The following is a 12,075-nucleotide window of genomic DNA, read 5'->3' as shown; positions in this document are numbered from 1 at the left end:
CCGTGAAACCGCGGGCCCGCGCACGGTCCTGACATGCGGAGGCGGAGGACGTACTGCATGCAGGAGGCGTGACGTCGCCAGGCTCGGCGAGCACGGGCACGAGGCGGTCGCGGCCGCGCCCAGCACCGGCGTCAACACGCTGACGGGCGAGGCGCAGACCGAGGCCGGCGTCGGGCATCGACTGCTCCATCGTTCACGCGACCCAGTTCTTCGAGTTCGGCAAGGGGCTCGCCGACGGGATGATCGAACGTGACACCGTGCGGGTGCCCGACGCCAGGATCCAGCCCATGGTCTCCGACGACGTGGCCGCGGCCGTTTCCCGCACCACCGTCGGCGCCCCGGCGGGCGGTGTGGTGGAGGTCGGCGGCCCCGAGGCGTTCCAGCTCGAGGAGTTCATCCGCATGGCCCTCGCCGCCCACGACGACCCCCGCACGGTGTCGACCTCCTTGCCGGTGCGCTCGTTGACGCGCTTGTTGCGGATCCGGTCGGAGGTGCCGCGCTGCAGCGGGTGGAAGTGGACCGTGTGGTCCTCGGTCGCCGTGAAGAGGGCCACCGGAACGGTGACCAGCCCCAGCGTCACCACTCCGCTCCAGACGGGTCGCGCCATCACCTCTCACCTCACCTTTCGCTTCTCGTCCTGTGTGCGTGTGCTCCCCGCTCCGGCCCGCTCAGACGCTTGACCTGGGCGGCAGCGGATTCGGCGCGACGGCGGGCCTCCCGCACCTGACGGTCGGTGGCGCGGGCCTGCTCGCGTGCCTTCCGGGCGGCCGACTCGGCCTGGTGGTGTTCGCTCTCCAGCCGCTTGATCTCGTCGGCCAGCTCGGCCAGGCGCTGCTCCAGTTCACCGGCGCGGGCCTGCGTGTCCTGCGCCTGCCGGTCGGCCGCCGCGGCCTCCTGCCGGCGGGCGGCCAGGTCGCGTTCGGCGCCCTCGGCCTGCTGCCGGGCCTGCTCGAGCCGTCGGCGCTGCTCCTCCCCCGCCCTGCTGCGGTCTCTCGCGGGCCGGGCCGGTGCCGGCGCGCGAGGACGCGGGCGCGCGCCGTCGGCGGCCGCCGGAAAGCCGGCAACCTGGTCGAAGGCCTTGACCAGGCGTCCACCGGCCCACTCCCGGGCGGCATCCGGGTCGGCGAGTACGGCATGCAGGATGGTCTCGACCTCGCGCTGGACGCTCTCGCCGACCGGGTGTCCGGCCTGGGAGGCCAGTTGGCGTGCCTGCCGGGACAGCGCGTTGATCAGGGCATGCTGCTGACGGCTGAGTTCCCGAAGTTGCGCTCCGTCCAGGTCGCGGTGTGCCTGGCGCAGGCCTTCGCCGAGACGCAGCAGCGCGTCGGTCTCCTCCGGCTGTTCACGGACGAGGAGGTTGCTCGCCCAGGCCGAGAGGCTGGGACGGCGCAGCTTGCTGATCTTCCCTGCGAGGGTGCGGTCACCGGCCTTGCGGGCCTCGGCCGCACGGGCGTCGCGGGCCGCGGTGAAGTCCTCCGGCTTCAGCGCGTACAGCTCGCCCGCGACCGTCTCCAGGTCCACCGCGTCCCTCCGTGCCCGACGTCCCTCGGTGCTCGACGCCAGGTGACGAGTTTCGCGGTTTTCAAGCCTTATGCCCCGATCCGTCCCTGTCGCTCCCCCGGCAACGCCATGACGGTGAGGCATGCGCCGTCGGTGCCGTCGAGGCGGCTGCACCGGGTCGTACATGCGCCATGCACCTCCACAGCAGCTGTGCGCGGCCCTTCACTCGGCGGTCGAGTTCTCGGCAGCCGGTGCCGGAAGGTCCAGCAGGGCACGCAGCGGAGCCGACGAGTGCGGGCCGGAGCGCCAGAGCAACGCCTTGGCGTACGGGATACGGGGGGTCACCGGCACCACGGTGATCCGCGGATCGCCGGTGATGCCCCGGGCCGCGCCTGCCGCGAGAGCGATGCCGACACCGGCGGCGACGAGTTCCAGCTGCAGCGCGACATGGTTGGTGGCGTAGGCGGGCCGGAAGGGGACTTCGGCCTCCTCGAAGGCCGTACGCAGGCGGGGATACAGCCCGCTGTCCGAGCCGTAGGTGATCAGCGGGGCGGCGGACACCTCGTCGAGGGACAGTGCAGCCGCTCGCGCCTGCGGCTGGTCGGAGGCGACCAGCGCCACGATCTCGTCCCGGACGAGGACCCGGTGCCCGAACCCCTCCAGCGGGACGGCGACGAACACCGCGTCGAGGGAGCCCTGCCGCACCTGGAGGACCAGGCTCGCGCTCGCCCCCTCGACGAGGCGCACGCCGACCCCGGGATACAGCCGGTGGAACATGCCCAGCAGCGCCGGGAGGCTGCTGCTCTCCACGCCGTCGGCCGCTCCGATGGAAAGGGTCCCGGTGAGCAGTCCGGAGCGCGCGGCGAACTCGGCCTTCGCGGCGGCAACCGCCCCCGTCACCGTGCGGGCATGCGGCAGCAGCGCCTCGCCGGCAGCGGTCAGCCGGACGGTCCGGGAGTCGCGCTCGAACAGCGCCTCGCCCAGTTCCCGCTCCAGGGAACGGATCTGCTGGCTGATGGCGGGCTGGGCGACGTGACAGCGAGCCGCGGCCCTGGTGAACGATTCCTCCTCGGCAACCGCGAGGAAGTACTGCAGCGTGCGCACCTCCATGACCTCAGCCTATTCGGGAATCTTATAGCTGAGGGAAGAGCTAGGTCTTTGACCTATCAATCCCCGCTCGGCACGCTGGAGGCACAGCCGCAAGCCCCTGCCCCGAACAAGGAGTTCTGCCATGCCCATGGTCCGCATCGACCTCGTCAAGGGCCGCAACGAGGCCCAGGTCCGCGCCGTCGCCGACGCCGTCCACGCGGCCGTCGTCGAGGTGCTGGGCGTCCCCGAGCGCGACCGCTTCCAGATCATCACCGAGCACGAGGCGAGCCGGATCATCGCGCTCGACGCCGGCCTGGGCTTCGAGCGGAGCGACGACACCGTGCTCATCCAGATCTTCACGCAGACAGGCCGCTCGACCACGGTCAAGCAACAGCTCTACGCCGCCATCGCCGACTCGCTGGCCAAGCTGGGGGTGGCCGGGGAGGACGTCTTCATCGGATACGTCGAGAACACCCCGTCCGACTGGTCCTTCGGCTTCGGGCGCGCCCAGTACGTGGAGGGCGACCTTGAAATCCCCTCGGCGGCGTAGGCCGACAAGCTCTGATCGCCCTGCTGTTGCGAGCAGTTGGCCGCCGCCGTGAGTCACGTACCCTTCGCGGCGTGAAGGAGACAGTGACGTATCTCGACATGACTGCCCCTGACCAGCTCAACCCGGCCGCGCCGGTACCTGGCCTGGTCCTGGAGCCCCTGGACCGGGACTCGCCGCTGGTCGTCGACATCCAGGCCGAGATCGGCGCTCCCTACGGCTGGAAGAGCGCGAGCCGCAGCAGCGAGGAATGGCTCGTCTGGTTCGCCGAGGCACCGGACAGGACGTTCTGGTTGCTGTCCTTCGAGGGCGAACCGGCGGGCCTGGTCTCCTGCGATCTCCATCCGGACGGCGAGGTGGAGATCGAGACCTTCGGACTGTTGCCGAAGTTCGTCGGCAAGGGCCTGGGCGGATTCGCGTTGACGCTCGCGGTTCAGCAGGCGTGGGAGTCGGCTCCCTCGGCGAACAGGGTCTGGCTGCACACATCGACGCTGGACCATCCCCATGCTCTGCCCAACTATCACCGTCGAGGTTTCCGCCCCTTCAGAACCGAGGAACGCGAGCGCAGTTGAGCAGACGGGCAGACCCCGACCCGAGGCACGGAACGCATCTCGGACACGCCGGTAGGGGTGACAGGGACGGCAGTCGGACAGGATCGCCGTCCCTGTCACCGGTGGTTCAGAGGATCCTGATCTGGTCCATGCGGACCCCGCCCGGGTTGTTCGGGAAGGTGTAGACGGTGTTCCTGTCGATCGGCGTGGCCGGCTGCCACCTTCCGTCCCCGTACCACTGGACGCGGTTGTTGCCGGTCGAGATCCGGTGCAGCCACATATTGGCGCCCGTCGTGTCCCACGTTCCGGCGTTCGCCAGACACCAGTCGTAGGGTCCGCCGGAGTCGGTTGTGTGCACGGTGATCTGCAGGAAGTCGCTACGGCCGCACGACACGGTATTGATCGCGAACGCGTCCGTCGTCGTGACGGCGGTCAGCGAGGCCGTCAGTGCCAGGGTCGTCGTCGCGGCCAGAGTCGCCCGCTTGGCAAGCTGCTTCATGGAGATGCTCCACTTTCGGAAGTCGACGAAGAACGAATCGGTCGACTGGCCATACGAACCGGCGGTGGACCAGGTTGCATCGCCTCGGCAGAGTCTTTCGAGCCGGGAACCGAACGACCCCGAGGCCGGAGTCACTTGGCGCGGCTCCGGCCTCCGTCATGCGGAGGGTACGGCCCAGGGGACCGCCGGTGCATGGCCCTCGATGTCGACCACCGACCCGGTCCGCAACCGGTCGTAGAGCCACTTGGCGTCGACCGTCCGCAGGCCGATCCAGCCGGACGTCATGTCGTAGACACCCGGCACCGTCTCGTCGGTGGCAAAGCCGAAGACTGCCGTCGTCCTGCCGTCGTCCGCGCGGAGCCGGATCACCCAGGGCACCTTGTACCGGAGGTCGCTCGGCCGGCCGACCACCTCTCCCGACACCATGGTGACCACGACCTTGGAGATGACGGTCATCCGCCCGGTCGGAGTCGGGGTGCGCACGAAGCCGGACGAGACGGGCATGCTCCGGCCGCCGGCCTTGAGAAGCCGCGACGAGAGATCCACCTCGGCGTCGGGCGCCGGCTGCCGCATGAGCGTGCCCGTCGGGCGGGTGGCCGGCATGTCCTGTCGTCCGGTGCCCGATCCGCCGAGGCTCAGCACCAGTGTCAGGGCCACGGCCGCCACGGCGGCCGTCCCGCCGAGGGCCGCGATCGTACGACGCCGGCCCCTTCGCCGCTGGGCAAGGCGGCGGACGTCGGCGCCGGAGGACGGGGGCAACTGCTCGGCGGACTCAGCGAGTTCACGCAGGCCGACGGTGAGGTCATCGGACACGGTCGTCCTCCCTCTCCCCGAACTCCGCGTACTCGGTCCCCAGTTCCCGCTGCAGCGCGATTCGGCCACGGGACAGCCGGGCCTTGACCGTCCCCACCGGCGCGCCGGTCTCGGAGGCTACCTGCTCGATGCTCAGGTCGCACAGATGGTGCAGTACCACCGCCATCCGCTGCGCCTCCGGCAGCCGCCGCAACGCCGCGACGAGATCGGCGAGATGGGTGTGCTGCGACTCGGGTCCGGGAGTGCTCTCGGGCGGCGGCGTCCGGCGCACCAGTTCCAGCCACCGTCGCGCCCGCCGCCACCGGCTCACCGCGAGCCGCATCGCCACCGTCCTGACCCACGCCTCGGGCGCCCCGTCGGCAAGGAAGTCCCGCCGCCGGTCCCAGGCCCGTACGAACGCCTCCTGGACGACGTCCTGCGCCTCCCCGCGGTCCCCGGTGAAGGCGTACAGCTGGCCGGTCAGCCGGGGGAACGCGGCGGCGTAGAACGCGTCGAACTCATCCTCCGTCATTTTCCCTGGCGTCCCTTGCAACCCGGTGGTCCCTGCCGTGCGTACAGGTCCCGTACGTCGCACATCGAAACACACCGCAGGGGAATCACGATGACCAGCACCAGAGCCAAGTCCTCCCCTTCTCCCTCTCCCGGTGGGGACTTCACGGCCTACGCCGAAGAAGCCTGGCCCCGCCTCCTGCGCACCGCCCGCCTCCTCACCGGCGACGCGGACGAGGCGGCCGACCTGGCACGGGCGGCGCTGGCTCAGACGTACGCGCGCAGACGGAGGGTGCCGCGGGACGACGCCGACTTCTATGTGCGGCGGACATTGGTACGGCTGCACGGCCGCCGCCGTTCGCCCCGAGACCGACGCCGACTCACGGCGCTCGGGCGTGCGTTGGCGGACCTGCCCGTCCGGCAGCGGGTCGTGCTCGTGCTGCGCCACGGCGACGGACTCGCCGAGTCGGAGATCGCCGAGTTGCTGGGCTGCTCGCAAGGCGCGGTGACGTCGTACGCGCGGCGGGGACTGGCCGCCCTGAGTACCCGCTCTCTCCCGGAGGTTCGCCGATGAACCGCACCGAGGCACGCCAAGTCGACCTGCGACGCGTCGAACTGAGTGAGGCGTTCGCGGCCGAGGTACGTGATCTGGTGCCGCCGCCGCCCCCGCTGGCGCAGATCGAGCGCGAGGGGCGTGCGTGGAGAAGGCGGCGGCGGGTCCGGTGGCTGGCGGCAGTCGCTCTACTGCTCGGGGGGACCGCCCACGTCGTCGTACCGCGCGTGACCGCGAGGACCGCCTCCGGAGACCTGACGCCCTCCGCCGGGGCGGCGACGGTACGGGTCGTCGCGGCGGGCGAGCACGTACGCCCCTTGTCCGACGAGGAGTTGTGGCTGACGAAGGAGGGAGAGCACTGGTCGGCGGCGCCGGGGCTGGTCCTGGCGCCCCCAGGGCGGGCCGGGGGCAGGGCCGCGGTGACCATGACGGTGCTGGGTACGGGCAACCGCTATCTCTTGACCGGCACCTACCGGGGGCAGACGCCCGCGGCCCGCGTGACCTTGCGCACACCGTTCGGCACGACGTCCGGCACACTGCTGACACTCGCGGGCAGCCCCGGCTGGAGCGCGTGGTACGCGACCGGCGAACTCCCCAAGGACGAACAACAGTTGCTGGCTGCGCGGGTGACGATCCACGACGCACGGGGCGCGGTCCTGGCACAGGGCGGGGTGGGCCGGTGAGCAGCACGACGGACGTACCCCATGAGATCCACGAGAAGCCCGTACGCCATCGTCGCCGGGTCCCCTTCCGCATCCGCACCCGGCGCCGCCGCGCCCGCTGGATCCGCCGCGCGCTCATCGCCGTACTGGTCCTCCTGCTGACCCTGTGCACCGCGGCCGTCGTCGCCTATCAGCTGACGGTCGTCCCCGCCCCGCATCCGGAGACGGTCATCCAGAGCACGGTGTTCCTGGACACCGGCGGGCAGTACCTGGGCCGGCGCGGCCCGGTGGACCGGCAGGAGGTGCCCCTGTCCCAGGTGCCGCGCGAGGTGCAGGACGCGGTGATCGCGGCGGAGAACCGCTCCTTTCGCACGGACTCGGGCGTCTCACCGACCGCGATCGCGCGGGCCGCCTGGTCCACGCTGAGCGGCGCGGAACGGCAGGGCGGCTCCACGATCACGCAGCAGTACGTGAAGAACGCGCTGCTCACCCCCGAGCAGTCGCTGTCCCGCAAGGCGCGCGAGGCGCTGATCGCCCTCAAGCTGGACCGCACCCGCTCCAAGGACGTGATCCTCAAGGGGTACCTGAACACGGTGTACTTCGGCCGGGGGGCGGCCGGCATCGAGTCGGCGGCCCGCAACTACTTCGGCGTCGACGCCAAGGACCTGGACCTCTCCCAGGGCGCGGCCCTGGCGGCGATCATCAACCTGCCGTCGTACTACGAACGGGTCGGTGCGGACGCGAAGGTGACGGCGACGCTGCAGAAGCGGTGGGCGTGGGTCCTGGACGGTATGCGCGCGGCGGGCACGATCACGGCCGGGGAGCGGGCGTCGGCCCTGTTCCCGGCGTTCCGTTTCTATCCGCCGGGCGACACGGACGGGCAGCGACAGTACCTGATCGACGCGGCGGCGGCCGAGGCGGCCGACCGGCTGGGCATCACCCAGGACCAGCTGGCGCGGGGCGGTTACACGGTCCGTACGACGTTCGACATCGAGGCGCAGGACGACACCGCCCAGCAGGTGGGCCAGGCTCCTCCGGCCGCCAAGAGGACACGCCTGCACACCGCCGTCGTCACGATGGTCCCCGGCGACGGCGCGATCCGCGTCCTCTACGGCGGCGCGGACTACGCCAGGCAGCCTTTCAACGACGCCGTCGCCGGGGCGGTGGAGGCGGGCAGCGCCCTTGCTCCGCTACGAGCCGGCAAGCCCGGCGCGGCCGCGGTCTCCTCCCTCGTCAGGACGCCGACCCCGACCCCGCTGCAGTTGGCCTCGGCGTACGCGACGGCTGCGGCGCAGGGGACGTACGCGAAGCCGTACACGGTCACGAAGATCACCCGCGGCGGCCGCACCCTCTACACGGCCCACCGCGAGACCCGCGACCTCCTGCCCGCGGTCGGCGTCCGTCCGGCCGCCAGGGGCATGACCGGCTACACCGGCACCGCGGGCTCCGGCGCCACCACCACCCGCACCCTCTGGCACACCGAGTCGGGCCCCCGACTGTCCGTCACGGTAGCCCTGTTCGCGGAACACCCGGCGCAGGGGAAACGAGCGGCGACCCCGGCCCACCTGTCCGACGCATCGGCGGCGAAGGAGTTCGCGACGGGGGTGGCGGAGCGGGTGCGGGAGAAGGTGGCAGGCAGATGAGCGGCGAGTTCGATCCCGGTGGCCGGGTCCAGCGACACCGCCGTGGCCAGGGCACCGAACCGGCCCCGGGTGCCGCCGCACGTCCCCAAGAATGATCGAGGGGCCGTTTCAGATCTCCTCTGAAACGGCCCCTGACCTGCGACTTCGTAAAGCCGGGACGACAGGATTTGAACCTGCGTCCCCTTGGCCCCCAGTAGCTGACGCACAGGTCAGAGCGTCCGTACAGTGCAGGGAGTCCGGCGAACGCCCAGGTCAGAGGCTTGGGGCGTCTGATGGTGTGAGCCGGTCTGTGAGAGATGCGTGAGACGTGTGACGGATCAGCCAGTCTCCTGGGATGGGTTCGCGACCGCGCGGCTTTGACTGCCGGGCGGGTTGGCCCAAAGGCTTTGCGCACCTCTCTCGTGCTGGGGCCCTACGCCAGGTCGGCCATGTTCGGGCTTTGTCGGACAGCTACTGCTGCCCGACGCGGCGGACAAGCCGACGGCCGACCTGACTCCCAGCACGAGAGAGGCCACCGGCCAAAGCCTTCAGGCCACTAGCCGGAGATCGCTGCAAGATCCTCTCTCAACTGAGCGAAGGTGAAGCCGTCCGGGTCAGGGCGGTCCGCATCGGCCCACTGCCGACTGAGTACCGCATAGGCCTCGTCGCAGTAGGTCTCGAAGAACTGCCAGGTCATTGGCTGGAGCTTTCCCCAGGTAACACAGATCAACTGGGTGGGGGTGTACCCAATCACGGGCACACAGTGGCCACCCCAGCTGTTGGGCTGGCCAGGTCCCACTGGCCCTCCCGGGGGAACCATCCAGACACTTTGCCCCTGGGCGCTGTAGGGCATTTGCAGCCCGACAAATGCGGCTTCGAACAGCGCGATGGCGTTTCGCACATGCTCGGCGTTGCCTGGCTCGCAGGCAGCAAACCCGAAGACCTTGTTTCCCCCGATGCCCTCCTGACGCCAGAAGTTCAGCGCGTCGAGCATGTTGGTCCCTCGGTCGGTTGAGGGGTCCCCGGCTTGAAACCCGGTGAGAGCAGTGTAGGCATCCAGCGCTTCCTTGTCGGTGGGCTCAAACTCTTCCGAGCCCTCGTACGCTGACCAGTTCTGCTCCATGTGGAGCGCAGCAGCCTCGACGCAGTCGCCGTACCGGTCATTGCCCAGCGCCTGCCAGTCAATGACCTTGTCAGTCCAGTTCTTCGCCACAGGGGCCGGTGGCAGTGTGGGGTGCAGATACTGCGCGAAGTTGAGCGTACGCCTGTCGACTCTGGCGGGAGCTTTGCCGAGTCGGCCCATGATGGGCTGGTCGTTTCGTGCCATGGTTCACTTTCTGCGTCGTGTCTACATTCGTAGGCATGGACATTTCTTCTGTCATATGCCATACGCCTACTTCGCGCCACCTGCAGCCTATGGCGCTTGATCCGAACGGGTGACTTTCCCCTCTCCCAGCACGACACAGGAATTACACAGACCACCGGCCAAAGCCTCAGAAGACAGCGAATTACGGAGCAGAGCTGATCGCGCCTGCTACATATAGCGAGAATGCGACTGCCAAGAGAACGAACTACTAGATCAGCAAAAATTGATTGCTGAACAAGGGCAACGAGATGGAAGTGGTGGGCTATCCCCACACCCGCGGTCGTTCACCAAGCGGGTGTACGTCCACCCCGATCCCCAGAGCCTCAAGGCAGGCTCGGAGAAGCTAAGCGAGCTGCTGGGGTGATGCGGTGCGGTGGTCCGGCCAGCGAGCTGTGAGTGTCCTGGTAGCGATCAAGGACACCAGGTGGCATTTATCAGACAGTTTCGGCCTATCCGGTACCGAGCTATGCCCGAGACTGCGACACTCTGTGACCGCGGCGGGCAGTCCGTCGCACGAATGGTCTCGGGGGTATACGCGTGGCAGAGCGTTCTGGTCAGTACTACAGGGGCGGACACTGGGTGAATCGGCCCACTGGCAAGGGGAAGCCTGCGAAGAAGTCCGCCACAGGCATCATCGTGGTCGGACTTCTCATATTGGGTGCTTGGCTGGGACTGTTCAATCAGGGTTCGAACGCCCAGGGGACAACGCCGCATCATCCGTCAACGGCCTCACCTTCTGCGGGCCGCTGATCCAGGTCAGCTCACCGGCTGTCTCGCTTCCTCTTGATCAATTTCGTTGGCCAGCTGCGCCGTCGGGACGTGACGGATGCTGGATTGGGAGTGACGGGTTGAGCTTGTTCGAGCGTTCGCAGCCGTCGCCAAGTCGCTTTCCAGGCATCGAGCTGCTCTTCGGGGACACCGCAGGCTTCCAGATAGATACCTGTCGTCTTCCACGACCGGGGCATGGTTTTTCGGTTGAGGAGTGCACCGATGGTCCCAGGTGCTATGGGCTGAGCGGCCCTTTGACTCACCTCCGGGATCGTCCAGCCGGTCAGCGCTCTGACCTTCGCCAGCGCTTCGATGAAGGCTTGGGACGTGTGGCAGTTGCCCGGCTCGGGCCAGGGGGTGTCGGCGGTGCGGTGGGCCCGCGCGGCAGTGGCGAGGTCGAAAGCCGGGTTAATTGCTAGGACGATCCGTCCGGCCGTGTTGCGAGCGCGTCGCTGCGGAATGGGCTTGCTCTGTGCGGCGAGTTCGCGTTTGAGGTGCTCGTAGATCATGTCCAGGTCCAACTCGCGAGCGGGTCCGGGGATGCCCTCACGGATAAGGTGCAGCAGCCCTCCAGTGAAGGCCGTGTAGGTCTCGCCTGGTGGAGCCAGAGCCACGCCGTTTTCCGGTGAGGCGGCCAGTAGATAGCTACCGTCGATCTCTGCCTGGTCGGCCAGGACATCCTGCCCACTCATCATTCCGAGGGCTCGTCCGCTCATACAGCAGTCGAGGATGATCACGTGCCGTTGAGCGCGGGAGTCCATGAGGATCTCGCGAAGCGCCTGGTACGGGACTCCCGTGTGGCTCCGGCCCTGGACCGAACCTGGCAGCCCCAGGAAGAGTTCACCCCGGCCGTCGAGGAGGCCGTGCCCCGCGAAGTACACCAGGAGCGTGTCTTGGGCCTCATCAGCCGCGCGGCTTATTGGGTCGAGGAGGTCGTGGGAGGTACCCGGTTCGGCCACGACAGTGCAGTACTCGGCGGGCAACTCCCACGAGAGCGGACTCATCAGGACAGCCGCAAGATCCTTGAGATTGTTCGCCACAGCCGGCAAAGACTCAAGCTTCGAGTAGTGGCTGACGCCTCCGAGAACGGCCCGTGAGAGAGCTGGGTTGGGCAGCGCGCTCATGAAGGGGAAGAGGTCTCGTCCGTTTGCTCCAATGCGTCCACCAGTCGGCGGACCTCTTCCTCCGTCGCCTCCGTCAGGCTGATCTCTACGTCGCCACGTCGGACGACGATCTTCGGAGGCCGTGGGCGGGTCTGCCGCCAGGTCACGAGGGAGAGGGCGAAAGATGCCGCACTCCACCCGTTACTGGTGATCAGTCCAAGGCTGTCGATGAGACCACCCATTGATCCGCTTGGCGCAGCCTCAGTGTGCAACGAGACGGTAGCCGATCGTCGAATGGACGGTTCCTGGCGTAGCCACCCGTCGAGCGACCGAAGTTCTTCCTCCCGACGTTCACTCTCGATCCGAATCACAACCTGCATTCGTCCCCCTGACCGCGGTCGCGATGAACCTGACACAGCGGCATCTTGCCCTCTGAGCAGCACAGACCACCTTCACAATCGGACACTTTGGCTGATGTCTTACGGTGATGGCTGATCGCCGCCAGGGCTTGTC

At 68.7% G+C, this 12,075-nt stretch carries 13 protein-coding genes and 2 pseudogenes; 6 read left to right on the top strand and 9 right to left on the bottom strand.

What is annotated here, in order from left to right; genetic code table 11:
- Positions 1 to 28 precede the first annotated feature (28 nt).
- Positions 29 to 443: pseudogene (locus ABD355_RS13430) on the top strand (SDR family oxidoreductase); the annotation flags it as partial.
- Here the strand turns inward: ABD355_RS13430 and ABD355_RS13425 are convergent.
- The 3 genes and pseudogenes from ABD355_RS13425 to ABD355_RS13415 form a co-directional block, all read right to left on the bottom strand.
- Positions 437 to 607, bottom strand: a pseudogene (locus ABD355_RS13425) (Ku protein); the annotation flags it as partial. The pseudogenes ABD355_RS13430 and ABD355_RS13425 overlap by 7 nt on opposite strands.
- Positions 608 to 618: 11 nt before the next feature.
- Positions 619 to 1,521: a hypothetical protein gene (locus tag ABD355_RS13420; RefSeq protein WP_344400459.1), complete on the bottom strand. Its 903-nt coding sequence runs from the start codon at positions 1,519 to 1,521 to the stop codon at positions 619 to 621.
- Positions 1,522 to 1,722: 201 nt separating this feature from the next.
- A complete protein-coding gene (locus tag ABD355_RS13415) occupies positions 1,723 to 2,610 on the bottom strand; it encodes a LysR family transcriptional regulator (protein ID WP_344400458.1) in 888 nt (295 codons plus the stop codon).
- 121 nt (positions 2,611 to 2,731) lie between these two features.
- Here ABD355_RS13415 and ABD355_RS13410 point away from each other — a divergent pair, with 121 nt between their 5' ends.
- Both ABD355_RS13410 and ABD355_RS13405 read left to right on the top strand, forming a co-directional pair.
- The gene (locus ABD355_RS13410) at positions 2,732 to 3,139 is read left to right on the top strand and encodes a tautomerase family protein (RefSeq protein ID WP_344400457.1); all 408 of its coding nucleotides are present in this window, start codon (positions 2,732 to 2,734) and stop codon (positions 3,137 to 3,139) included.
- A gap of 71 nt (positions 3,140 to 3,210) precedes the next feature.
- Entirely contained in the window at positions 3,211 to 3,708 is a 498-nt protein-coding gene (locus ABD355_RS13405; RefSeq protein ID WP_344400456.1) for a GNAT family N-acetyltransferase, read from the top strand.
- Between the two features lie 106 nt (positions 3,709 to 3,814).
- On the opposite strand, the gene ABD355_RS13400 is transcribed toward ABD355_RS13405, so the two are convergent.
- From ABD355_RS13400 to ABD355_RS13390, 3 genes are all read right to left on the bottom strand, one after another.
- Entirely contained in the window at positions 3,815 to 4,186 is a 372-nt protein-coding gene (locus tag ABD355_RS13400; protein ID WP_344400455.1) for a beta/gamma crystallin domain-containing protein, read from the bottom strand.
- A gap of 156 nt (positions 4,187 to 4,342) precedes the next feature.
- Positions 4,343 to 4,999, bottom strand: coding sequence for a L,D-transpeptidase (locus ABD355_RS13395; RefSeq protein ID WP_344400454.1), 657 nt, complete (start codon positions 4,997 to 4,999; stop codon positions 4,343 to 4,345).
- On the bottom strand, positions 4,989 to 5,510 hold the full coding sequence (locus ABD355_RS13390; protein ID WP_344400453.1) for a SigE family RNA polymerase sigma factor: 522 nt from the start codon (positions 5,508 to 5,510) through the stop codon (positions 4,989 to 4,991). The genes ABD355_RS13395 and ABD355_RS13390 overlap by 11 nt, the downstream gene beginning before the upstream one ends.
- A 90-nt stretch (positions 5,511 to 5,600) precedes the next feature.
- On the opposite strand from ABD355_RS13390, the gene ABD355_RS13385 reads away from it, so the two are divergent.
- From ABD355_RS13385 to ABD355_RS13375, 3 genes are read left to right on the top strand one after another with little or no spacing between them, the layout of a single operon-like run.
- A complete protein-coding gene (locus ABD355_RS13385) occupies positions 5,601 to 6,062 on the top strand; it encodes a sigma factor-like helix-turn-helix DNA-binding protein (RefSeq protein WP_344400452.1) in 462 nt (153 codons plus the stop codon).
- Positions 6,059 to 6,724, top strand: coding sequence for a hypothetical protein (locus ABD355_RS13380; RefSeq protein WP_344400450.1), 666 nt, complete (start codon positions 6,059 to 6,061; stop codon positions 6,722 to 6,724). Before ABD355_RS13385 ends, ABD355_RS13380 begins: the two co-directional genes overlap by 4 nt.
- On the top strand, positions 6,721 to 8,346 hold the full coding sequence (locus ABD355_RS13375; protein ID WP_344400449.1) for a transglycosylase domain-containing protein: 1,626 nt from the start codon (positions 6,721 to 6,723) through the stop codon (positions 8,344 to 8,346). The genes ABD355_RS13380 and ABD355_RS13375 overlap by 4 nt, the downstream gene beginning before the upstream one ends.
- A 535-nt stretch (positions 8,347 to 8,881) precedes the next feature.
- Here the strand turns inward: ABD355_RS13375 and ABD355_RS13370 are convergent.
- The 3 genes from ABD355_RS13370 to ABD355_RS13360 all read right to left on the bottom strand — a co-directional run bounded on the left by ABD355_RS13370 (position 8,882) and on the right by ABD355_RS13360 (position 11,942).
- On the bottom strand, positions 8,882 to 9,652 hold the full coding sequence (locus ABD355_RS13370; protein ID WP_344400448.1) for a hypothetical protein: 771 nt from the start codon (positions 9,650 to 9,652) through the stop codon (positions 8,882 to 8,884).
- 800 nt (positions 9,653 to 10,452) lie between these two features.
- On the bottom strand, positions 10,453 to 11,583 hold the full coding sequence (locus ABD355_RS13365; protein ID WP_344400447.1) for a caspase family protein: 1,131 nt from the start codon (positions 11,581 to 11,583) through the stop codon (positions 10,453 to 10,455).
- On the bottom strand, positions 11,580 to 11,942 hold the full coding sequence (locus ABD355_RS13360) for an effector-associated constant component EACC1 (protein WP_344400446.1): 363 nt from the start codon (positions 11,940 to 11,942) through the stop codon (positions 11,580 to 11,582). The genes ABD355_RS13365 and ABD355_RS13360 overlap by 4 nt, the downstream gene beginning before the upstream one ends.
- Between the last annotated feature and the right edge of the window lie 133 nt (positions 11,943 to 12,075).

Source organism: Streptomyces longisporus (assembly GCF_039532765.1).
GTDB lineage: Bacteria > Actinomycetota > Actinomycetes > Streptomycetales > Streptomycetaceae > Streptomyces > Streptomyces longisporus.
Note: the sequence above shows the minus strand (reverse complement) of the source record. Positions and strands in the feature narration are given on the sequence as shown.

Bases quoted from the DNA above. Each gene is read 5' to 3' on its own strand.
- ABD355_RS13415 (WP_344400458.1), bottom strand. From the start codon at position 2,610: ATGGAGGTGCGCACGCTGCAGTACTTCCTCGCGGTTGCCGAGGAGGAA.
- ABD355_RS13410 (WP_344400457.1), top strand. From the start codon at position 2,732: ATGCCCATGGTCCGCATCGACCTCGTCAAGGGCCGCAACGAGGCCCAG.
- ABD355_RS13400 (WP_344400455.1), bottom strand. From the start codon at position 4,186: ATGAAGCAGCTTGCCAAGCGGGCGACTCTGGCCGCGACGACGACCCTG.
- ABD355_RS13390 (WP_344400453.1), bottom strand. From the start codon at position 5,510: ATGACGGAGGATGAGTTCGACGCGTTCTACGCCGCCGCGTTCCCCCGG.
- ABD355_RS13385 (WP_344400452.1), top strand. From the start codon at position 5,601: ATGACCAGCACCAGAGCCAAGTCCTCCCCTTCTCCCTCTCCCGGTGGG.
- ABD355_RS13380 (WP_344400450.1), top strand. From the start codon at position 6,059: ATGAACCGCACCGAGGCACGCCAAGTCGACCTGCGACGCGTCGAACTG.
- ABD355_RS13370 (WP_344400448.1), bottom strand. From the start codon at position 9,652: ATGGCACGAAACGACCAGCCCATCATGGGCCGACTCGGCAAAGCTCCC.
- ABD355_RS13365 (WP_344400447.1), bottom strand. From the start codon at position 11,583: ATGAGCGCGCTGCCCAACCCAGCTCTCTCACGGGCCGTTCTCGGAGGC.
- ABD355_RS13360 (WP_344400446.1), bottom strand. From the start codon at position 11,942: ATGCAGGTTGTGATTCGGATCGAGAGTGAACGTCGGGAGGAAGAACTT.